The following is an 8,633-nucleotide window of genomic DNA, read 5'->3' on the forward strand; positions in this document are numbered from 1 at the left end:
GCGGATGTGGCTCAGTTGGTAGAGCATCACCTTGCCAAGGTGAGGGTCGCGGGTTCGAGTCCCGTCATCCGCTCCGAGGAGCGGGGGTCCTCCCAGCCTCTCATTGGTGGGTTGGCCGAGAGGTTAGGCACCGGCCTGCAAAGCCGTTTACACCGGTTCGAATCCGGTACCCACCTCGGGCGATTGGCGCAGCGGGAGCGCGCTTCCCTGACACGGAAGAGGTCACTGGTTCGATCCCAGTATCGCCCACCATCGCCTTCGCTCTTCCCGTGTTCAGTCCGCCGGGAACCAGCCCTCCAGTACTTGCAGCACGCCGTCGTCATCATTGGCGGGCGCCATGAAGTCGGCGGCGTCGCGGGCGGCGGCGGAGGCGTTGGCCATCGCAATCCCGTAGCCCGCGCGAGCCAGCATCTCCGCATCGTTGCCGGAGTCTCCGAAGGCCGCCACCTGCCCCGGCACCAGGCCCCAGTGGTCCAGCAGCACGCCCAGCCCCGAGGCCTTGTGCCGCCCGGGCACGATCAGGTCCACGCTGTCGTGTCCCGAGACCACCGGCACCATCGCGCCGTCCAGCGCCTCGGACAACCGGTCCAGGAACGCCTGCGTGAAGCCGTGCTCGTCCACCAGCGCGATCTTGGATACGCGGTGACCGTTAATGTCGGCGGTGCGGGCGACGTACTGGTACCGGGGGTGGTAGAAGGTCAGCAGCTCCCGCATCTCGGGCGTCTCCGACTCGCGCAGGTAGGCGCCGTCCGGGCCGGAGGCGATGAAGGTCAGCCCGGCGTCGCCGTCGAGCACCGCCAGCACCCGCGCCAGCGCGTCCATGGGCACGTGCGTCTCCAGCAGCCGGACGCCGTCGGCCAGGACGATCGCCCCGTTATCGGAGACCACGCCGTCGGGAGCCGGGCCCTCCGCGGCCGGGAAGAAGCCGAGCAGCTGCGCCTCCTGATTGCCGGAGGCGACCACGAAGCGCACGCCGGCCTCGCGCATCCGGCGGCGCAGCGGTGCGAAGCGGCCCCGGTCGTAAGTGGAGCCAGTGCGCAGGAAGGTGCCGTCCATATCCACCGCCACCAGGCGCAAATCCGACGGACGTGGCGTCGGGGGAGCGGGCAGCACGCAGGACACCGGGGTGCCGTCCGCATCCGGCGGGATGACGCGATGGTGGGAGGCGGCTGTGTTCATGGTGACATCGAGGGTATGACGGGTCGGCTCATTCGGGGCGGGTGCGTCCGCCTTGCGTCAGGCGCATCATGTCGGCCATGTCCGTGAAGCCCGTGCTCTCGTAGAGCCGCCTGCCCGCGTCGGACGCCTCCAGGTACACCTTGCCCGCGCCCCGTGCACGTGCCTGCCGGACAAGCCAGTCGACGACCGCGGCCCCCACCCCGCGTCCCTGGAACGCAGGGCGCGTGTACACGTTCATCAGGTAGGCGCAACGGCCGCTCGGGTTGTCGGGCGACGGCATCTCCGTGTGCAGGCAGACGCCGCCGCATCCGACCGGCTCGCCGTCCAGCCATGCCAGGCAGGCGATATGCCCGCCGGTCGGTAACTCCCGCTCGTAGTAGGCACGGTTGGCGCGCTCAAGGCGAGTGGGGGCGGCGTCGAGGGCGGTCCCGAAGACTTCACGCAGCACCTCCATGCGCCACGCCAGGAGCTCGTCGATGCGGGCGATCCCGACCTGCTCTATCTCGATCCCCATGATCTCCCCATAATCTCCCTGGGACCTCCGTGACATCCGCGCTGCCACTACCCCGCCCGTCAGCCTGCTTTCAACACCACCGGCAGGGCGGCGTCGTCGGGCTTGCCGTTGCTGTTCAGGGGGATCTCATTCATGACGACGAAGAACTCGGGAATCATGAACGAGGTGAGCCGCCGTGCGAGGCGCTTGCGCAACTCGGAGAGCACGATGCTCTGGGAGGCCGGCGTCAAGTAGGCGACCAGATAGGAGAGCCCGTTCTCGTCGGAATGGTCGCGCACCACGGCGCGGTCAACGGAATCGTCGGCCGAGAGCACGTTCTCCACCTCCGTGCACTCGACCCGCTTCCCCTCGATCATGACCTGGGAGTCCTTACGGCGCAGGAAGGCGATGTCGCCGGTGTCCGTCATGACCCCCAGGTCTCCCGTGCGGTACATGCGCGAGCCGTCGTCCTGCATGACGAAGTTGCTCGACTCCGGTCGCTGTGTCAGGTAGCCGCGCGATACGCCTGTACCCGTCACGCAGATCTCGCCGACCTGTCCGCGGTCGACGGGCTGTAGGTCCTCGTTGAGGATATCCACGCGGTAGCCCAGCACCGCCCTGCCCACCGGGTAGGTGCCATCCGCTAGAGGCGCTCCGGCGCTGGCACGGTAGTAGGTGGCGCAGCAGGTCGTCTCTGAAGGACCGTAGGTGTTGTAGACCTCGGCCCGGTCCACGAGCTGGTCGCAGTAGTTCGCCCGTAGGACGTCGCCGCCGCTAATGTACAGACGCACACCTTTTGGCACGCGCCCCGATGCGTTGAAATCTGCGATGAGGTAGGGGAAACCATCGACGATCGTCACGCCCATCTCGTCAACGAAGTCGAGCAGGGCCGGCACGTTGTCGTGCTCGGCGATGGAGGGGATGGCGAGCGCGGCGCCTGTCAGCAGGGAGCAGAACACCTCCTCGACGAAGATGTCGAAGGAACAGACCGAGTGCTGCAGCATCACGTCCCCCGGCCCAATCCGCATCTCGTGCTCGAAGGCCTTCACGTAGCCGAGCACGTTGCGGTTCTCGACGCACACGCCCTTAGGGTCGCCCGTGGTGCCGGACGTGTACAGCACGTAGGCGAGATCCTCCGTGGCCGTGCCGACCGGGATGGGCTGCGGTACCGGGGTGTCGGAGAAGTCGGGGGCGATGTAGATCCGCTCCGCCCCGCGGAACAGACCGTCGTATTCCCGTTGCGTCACCACTACATCCACGTCCGCCTCGGTGAGCATGAAACGGATGCGGTCGACGGGAAAGGATGGTTCTGCCGGGACGTAGGCCGCTCCCGTCTTCAAGACGGCGAGCATGGCCGCAATCATCGCCGGGCCGTGGTCCATCACGATGCCGACGAAGCGGGGATTGCGCGGCAGCATGGTGGCAATCGCCGATATCATGCGGTCAAGCTCGGCGTAGGTGAGGGTTCTGGCCCGGGTGATTACTGCCGGGGCGTCTGGTCGTCGTGCGACCTGCTCTGCGAAGCAACCGTAGATGGTCTGGGCGGTCTGGGTCTTCATAGTCACTTCCTTCGTTCAGGCTATGGAAGTGGAACCGTTCGGTTGTCGCGTTAGCCTAACGCAAGCACGGTGGCTTGCGAACCCAGGTCGTAATGTTGACCGCATGGCCGACCCGTCGACATACCGTCCTGCCCCCGGCGATATCCCGACCTCGCCGGGCGTGTATCGGTTCCTGGACGCCGAGGGACGCGTCATCTACGTCGGCAAGGCCAAGAACCTGCGCCAGCGGTTGAGCAACTACTTCCAGGACCTGAGTGCACTGCACCCGCGCACCCAGAAGATGGTCACCACCGCCTGCGCGGTGGAGTGGACGGTGGTTTCCACCGAGGTCGAGTCCCTCGCCCTGGAGTACTCCTGGATCAAGGAGTTCAACCCGCGTTTCAACGTCAAGTACAAGGATGACAAGTCCTACCCGTACCTGGCGGTCACCATGCAGGAGACCTTTCCCCGCGCGCAGATCGTCCGCGGCGCCCGGCGTCCCGGTGTGCGCTACTTCGGGCCCTTCGTGCAGGTGTGGTCCATCCGCGAGACCCTCGATCAACTGCTGCGCGTTTTTCCCATCCGCTCCTGCTCGGCCGGCGTGTTCAAGCGCGCGCACGCCTCCGGCCGCCCCTGCCTGCTGGGCTACATCGACAAGTGCTCCGCCCCCTGCGTGGGCCGCATCGGCCCCGCCGACCACCGGGCCCTGGCCGAGGACTTCTGCGCCTTCATGGCCGGGCGCACCGGCCCCTACCTGCGCGAGGTCGAGGCACAGATGCGGGCCGCCGCCCAGGCGCTCGACTTCGAGAAGGCGGCCCGCCTGCGTGACGACGCCGAGGCTCTGCGCAAGGTCATCGAGCAGAACGCGGTGGTGCTGCCGGAGGCCACCGACGTGGACGTATTCGCGCTGGCCCGGGACGAGCTCACCGCCGCCGTCCAGGTCTTCCACGTGCGCGGCGGGCGGGTGCGGGGCCAGCGCGGCTGGGTGATCGACCTGGTCGAGGACGCCACCGACGCCGAACTCATCGAGCGGCTTCTCCAGCAGGTCTACTCCGATCTGCTCGACCCGGCCGACGCCGCCGCCCCCGCGGGCACCGCCGTCGGCGCGCCCGCCCGCTCGGGGCCGACCACCTCCCTCGGTGTCGGCGGCCGAGCTCCCGCCGCCCCGCTGGAGCGCACCGCCCCCGAGAACGGCAATCGCACCGGACGCCGCGAGCGCGGCGCCACCAGCGTCGACGACGTCACCCACACCGCCACCACCGCCGTCCCGCGGGAGATCCTGGTGCCCGCCCTGCCGTCCGACGCCGAGGCCGTGCGCGAGTGGCTGACCGGTCTGCGCGGCGCCCGGGTGGAACTGCGCGTGCCCCTGCGCGGCGACAAGGCCGCCCTCATGGACAACGTGCGCAAGAACGCCGAGGAGGCGCTGCGCCAGCACAAGACCCGCCGCGCCGGCGACCTCACCCAGCGCTCCCAGGCGCTGGAGGAGCTGGCCGAGGCCCTGGACCTGCCCGAGGCACCGCTGCGGGTGGAGTGCTACGACATCTCCCACACGCAGGGCACCTACCAGGTCGGCTCCATGGTGGTCTTCGAGGACGGCGCCCCCAAGAAATCCGATTACCGGCGCTTCATCATCCGCGGCGAGGACGGCACCGGCACCGCCGACGACACCGCCGCCATGCACGAGGTACTCACCCGTCGCTTCAAGCGGCTGCTGGCCGAGCAGAACAGCCCCGGCCCGGTGTCCGGCTCCGTCCCCGCCGACGTCGGCGGGGAGTACGTGGAGGAGACGGCCGACGACGTCGTGGCGGACGTCTCCGGTGGCAAGCCCGCGGGCGCCGCCGGCGGCGCGGCGGCTGCCGGGGCCGGCGACATCGCAGTGCCCGTTTCCGGTCCGGTCGACCCCGACACCGGCCGTCCCCGGCGCTTCTCCTACACGCCCGGGCTCGTCGTCGTCGACGGCGGCCTGCCGCAGGTCAATGCCGCCCGGGCGGTCCTCGACGAACTCGGTGTGGACGTGCCGCTGGTGGGCCTGGCCAAGCGCCTGGAGGAGGTGTGGGTGCCGGGGGAGGAGTTCCCGATCGTGCTGCCGCGCACCTCGCCGGCCCTGTACCTGCTGCAGTACCTGCGCGACGAGTCCCACCGCTTCGCGATCACCCACCACCGTAAGAAGCGTTCGGCGGGCATGACCCGCTCCGTGCTCGACACCATTCCCGGCCTCGGCCCCGCCCGGCAGGCGGCGCTGCTGAAGGAATTCGGCTCCGTCAAGCGCATCCGGGCGGCATCCGCCGAGCAGATCGCCGCCATCAAGGGCATTGGCCCGACCCTGGCCGCCACCATTCAGCAGCACCTCGCCGGGGCACAGGCCGGGGCGGCTACCGGGACGGAGGCGGAGACGGACCCCGCTGCGGCGTCATCGGATCGGTGACACAATCCCACGGGTGGAGATCCTGCGGGTGTTCAACAACAACGTGATCCTGGCGCGTGACGAGCTGGGACGCGAGACGATCCTGACCGGCCGCGGCCTCGGCTTCCAGCACAAACCGGGCCAGGAGGTCGACGCCTCCCGGGTGGCGCGCCGCTACGTGCTGGCGCAGAACGCCGAGAGCGTCGGCGAGGTGATGGCCGCGATCCCGCTGGAGCGCATCGCCCTGATCGAGCGCACCTTCCGTGCGGCCGCCCGGGAGCTGGGCACCACCGTGCCCTCCTCCACGGTCGTGGCGGTCGTCGATCACGTCAATCAGGCCATGGAGCGGGCGGCCGCGGGCATCGTCATGGACTATCCGCTGCGCGCCGAGGCCGCCCACCTGCACCCGGAGGAGCTGCGGCTGGCGGAGCGCATGGTCGCCGAGCTCAACCGCGCCCAGGAGGTGCAACTGCCCGATGGCGAGGCCGTCGCCTTGGCCCTGCACTTGTTCGCCGCCGCCGTGGGCGCCCCCTCAACCCAGGAGGCGACGCGCCAGTCGAAGCTGATCGGCCAGGTCATGGATGTGCTCAAGGCCGCCTACGGCCGCGGCTTCCGCGCCGACTCCATCGACGCCGCCCGCTTCGCGGTGCACTTGCGCTACTTCCTGGTGCGTGCCCGCACCGACGAGCAGGTGGCAGACGGTACGGGAACTGCGTTCGCCGAGTCCCTGCGGCTGCGCTATCCGCGGGCCTACCGGGTGGCGGTGCGGGTGAAGGAACTGTTGGAGATGCGTCTGGGAATCACGGTGCAGGACGATGAGACCGCCTACCTGACCATGCACGTGGCCCGGCTGGAGGCCGGCATCGACCGGGCACCCCTCCAACCCGAATAGGTGGTGTGACTAAGGGCACCCTCGGAGGCTATGCCGCTGCACCTCCGGTACCTTCTAAGCTGTTCCCTGAGCCCCCCAGAAGGGGCCCAGGATTGTTACCCGCAAGGGGCAAGACCTGAGACGACTCGCAGAGTACTGCGCGGTCGCCTCGGGTCTTTTTTGTTTTCCTGCCGCTTGCGGGCACCCGGATCGAGGAGGATCAGCATGGCCAAGGTCGACTACGCGGCGCTGGCGCCGCAACTGCTGGAGAAGGTCGGAGGTGAGGGCAACGTCCGCTCCATAACCCACTGCGCCACGCGCCTGCGCCTGGTCCTGGCCGACGAGTCCAAGGCGGCGACGGCACAGATCAAGCAGCTGCCCGGCGTCGTCACCGTCGTGCAGGCCGGCGGCCAGTACCAGGTGGTCATCGGCAACGACGTGCCGATGCTGTATGAGGAGCTGGGGCGCATCACCTCGCTGGGGGCGGCCGACTCGGGCGCCGAGCAGCCCGCCGAGGAGGGAAACCTCTTCGACCGGTTCATCAAGCTCATCTCCGCGCTGATCCACCCGGTGCTGTGGACCCTGGCGGGTGCCGGCCTGATCAAGGCGTTGCTGGCGCTGCTGACCACCCTGGGCTGGATGTCAGAAGAAGGCACCACCTACACGATCCTGAACGCGGCCGGCGACTCAGTCTTCTACTTCCTGCCGGTCGTGCTGGCGATCTCTGCGGCACGCCGCTTCAAGGCCAACGAGATCACGGCGGTCGCCATCGCCGGCGCCCTCGTCTACCCCGACATCGTCGCCCTGGCAGATGCGGACTCGGTGACCTTCATCGGCATCCCTGTGGTGATGGCCTCGTACACGTCATCCCTGCTGCCGATCATCTTCTCCACCTGGATTCAGGGCTACCTCGAACGCTGGCTCAAGCGCGTGCTGCCCAGCACCATCCGCAACTTCATGGTGCCGCTGCTGGTGCTCGCCATCATGGTGCCGCTGGTGCTCATGACGATCGGCCCGGTCACGACCGCGCTGTCCAACGGCATCTCCGGCGGCATCCAGTCCCTGTTCCGGATTGCGCCCTGGGCCGCGGGTGCGATTATGGGCGCCTTCTGGCAGGTGTTCGTCATGTTCGGCATCCACTGGGGCTTCGTGCCCATCATGCTGGCCGACTACGACAACCCCGGCTACTCGGTTATGACCGCCCCGCTGTTCGCCGCCGTCCTGGCGCAGGCCGCCGCCGTGCTCGCCGTCATGATCCGCACCCGCTCGGCGCAGATGCGCCAGGTGGCCGGGCCGGCCGCGCTGTCGGCCTTCCTCGCCGGCATCACCGAGCCCGGCATCTACGGCGTGAACCTGCCGCTGAAGCGTCCCTTCATCGCCGGCTGCATCGGTGGCGCCGTGGGCGGCGCCATCATCGCCATCGGCGGCGGAGCCTCCTCCGCCTTCGTCTTCCCCTCCCTGATCGCCATGCCCGCCCTACTTCAGTACGGCAACGTGGTGGTCACCTTCATCGGCATTGCCGTGGCCGTCATCATCGGCTTCGTGCTCACGCTCGTGCTCGGATTCAATGAGGCCGACGCGGCCGCCGACTCCGACTCCGACGAGGACACCGCAGAGGACGTGGAGGCCTCCGCTGAGCCCACCACCACCCTGGGCGCCCCGGTGGCGGGCCGGGCCATGCCACTGGAGAAGGTCTCCGACCCGGTCTTCTCCTCCGGCGCGCTGGGCGGCGGTGTCGCCGTGCGCCCCAACGGCACCGGGCGGATCGTGGTCACGGCACCCGCTGCCGGGACCCTGGTGACCGTCATGGACTCCGGACACGCCTACGGCATCAAGACCGACGACGGCGTGGAGCTGCTGGTACACGTCGGCCTGGACACGGTCCAGCTCGAAGGCAGGGGCTTCTCGCCGAAGGTCACCGTGGGGCAGCGGGTGGCCCGCGGCCAGGAACTGGCCGAGGTCGACCTGGAGGTCGTGCGCGAGGGCGGATACGACCCCACCACCATCCTGGTGGTCACCAACACGGCTAGCCTGGCGGGCGTGGTCCCGGTGGCCGACGCCGACGTGGAGGCCGACGACGTCGTCGTCGAGATCGACCACTGATCCCCATCCCCCGTCCCGCGCCGGCGCATCCGGTGCCGGCGCGGG

At 69.0% G+C, this 8,633-nt stretch carries 6 protein-coding genes and 3 tRNA genes; 6 read left to right on the plus strand and 3 right to left on the minus strand.

The genetic code is table 11. The features are described 5' to 3' along the window. From DRB06_RS12150 to DRB06_RS12160, 3 genes are all read left to right on the plus strand, one after another. Positions 1-73 (plus strand) — tRNA-Gly (locus DRB06_RS12150). A 32-nt stretch (positions 74-105) separates the two neighbouring features. Further along, positions 106-176, plus strand: a tRNA-Cys gene (locus DRB06_RS12155). Between the two features lies 1 nt (position 177). Then, positions 178-252 (plus strand) — tRNA-Val (locus DRB06_RS12160). Between the two features lie 21 nt (positions 253-273). Here the strand turns inward: DRB06_RS12160 and DRB06_RS12165 are convergent. From DRB06_RS12165 to DRB06_RS12175, 3 genes are read right to left on the minus strand one after another with little or no spacing between them, the layout of a single operon-like run. Next, entirely contained in the window at positions 274-1,179 is a 906-nt protein-coding gene (locus DRB06_RS12165) for an HAD hydrolase family protein (RefSeq protein WP_111820085.1), read from the minus strand. 28 nt (positions 1,180-1,207) lie between these two features. Then, positions 1,208-1,693 (minus strand): GNAT family N-acetyltransferase, encoded by a 486-nt coding sequence (locus DRB06_RS12170; protein ID WP_108967017.1) that lies wholly within the window; start codon positions 1,691-1,693, stop codon positions 1,208-1,210. Between the two features lie 59 nt (positions 1,694-1,752). Next, positions 1,753-3,231 carry an amino acid adenylation domain-containing protein gene (locus tag DRB06_RS12175; protein WP_111820086.1) on the minus strand — a complete coding sequence of 493 codons (1,479 nt, stop codon included), beginning with the start codon at positions 3,229-3,231 and terminating at the stop codon, positions 1,753-1,755. Between the two features lie 103 nt (positions 3,232-3,334). Here DRB06_RS12175 and uvrC point away from each other — a divergent pair, with 103 nt between their 5' ends. From uvrC to DRB06_RS12190, 3 genes are all read left to right on the plus strand, one after another. Next, positions 3,335-5,635 carry an excinuclease ABC subunit UvrC gene (gene uvrC / locus DRB06_RS12180; protein WP_111820087.1) on the plus strand — a complete coding sequence of 767 codons (2,301 nt, stop codon included), beginning with the start codon at positions 3,335-3,337 and terminating at the stop codon, positions 5,633-5,635. A 13-nt stretch (positions 5,636-5,648) separates the two neighbouring features. Continuing rightward, positions 5,649-6,506: a PRD domain-containing protein gene (locus DRB06_RS12185; RefSeq protein WP_111820088.1), complete on the plus strand. Its 858-nt coding sequence runs from the start codon at positions 5,649-5,651 to the stop codon at positions 6,504-6,506. A gap of 204 nt (positions 6,507-6,710) precedes the next feature. Further along, positions 6,711-8,588 carry a beta-glucoside-specific PTS transporter subunit IIABC gene (locus DRB06_RS12190; protein WP_111820089.1) on the plus strand — a complete coding sequence of 626 codons (1,878 nt, stop codon included), beginning with the start codon at positions 6,711-6,713 and terminating at the stop codon, positions 8,586-8,588. The last annotated feature ends 45 nt before the right edge of the window (positions 8,589-8,633 follow it).

Origin of the sequence: Actinomyces sp. Z5 (assembly GCF_003287795.1) — a bacterium.
Lineage (GTDB): Bacteria > Actinomycetota > Actinomycetes > Actinomycetales > Actinomycetaceae > Actinomyces > Actinomyces glycerinitolerans.

Coding starts and splice junctions, on each gene's coding strand:
- DRB06_RS12165 (WP_111820085.1), bottom strand. CDS start 1,179: ATGAACACAGCCGCCTCCCACCATCGCGTCATCCCGCCGGATGCGGAC.
- DRB06_RS12170 (WP_108967017.1), bottom strand. CDS start 1,693: ATGGGGATCGAGATAGAGCAGGTCGGGATCGCCCGCATCGACGAGCTC.
- DRB06_RS12175 (WP_111820086.1), bottom strand. CDS start 3,231: ATGAAGACCCAGACCGCCCAGACCATCTACGGTTGCTTCGCAGAGCAG.
- uvrC (WP_111820087.1), top strand. CDS start 3,335: ATGGCCGACCCGTCGACATACCGTCCTGCCCCCGGCGATATCCCGACC.
- DRB06_RS12190 (WP_111820089.1), top strand. CDS start 6,711: ATGGCCAAGGTCGACTACGCGGCGCTGGCGCCGCAACTGCTGGAGAAG.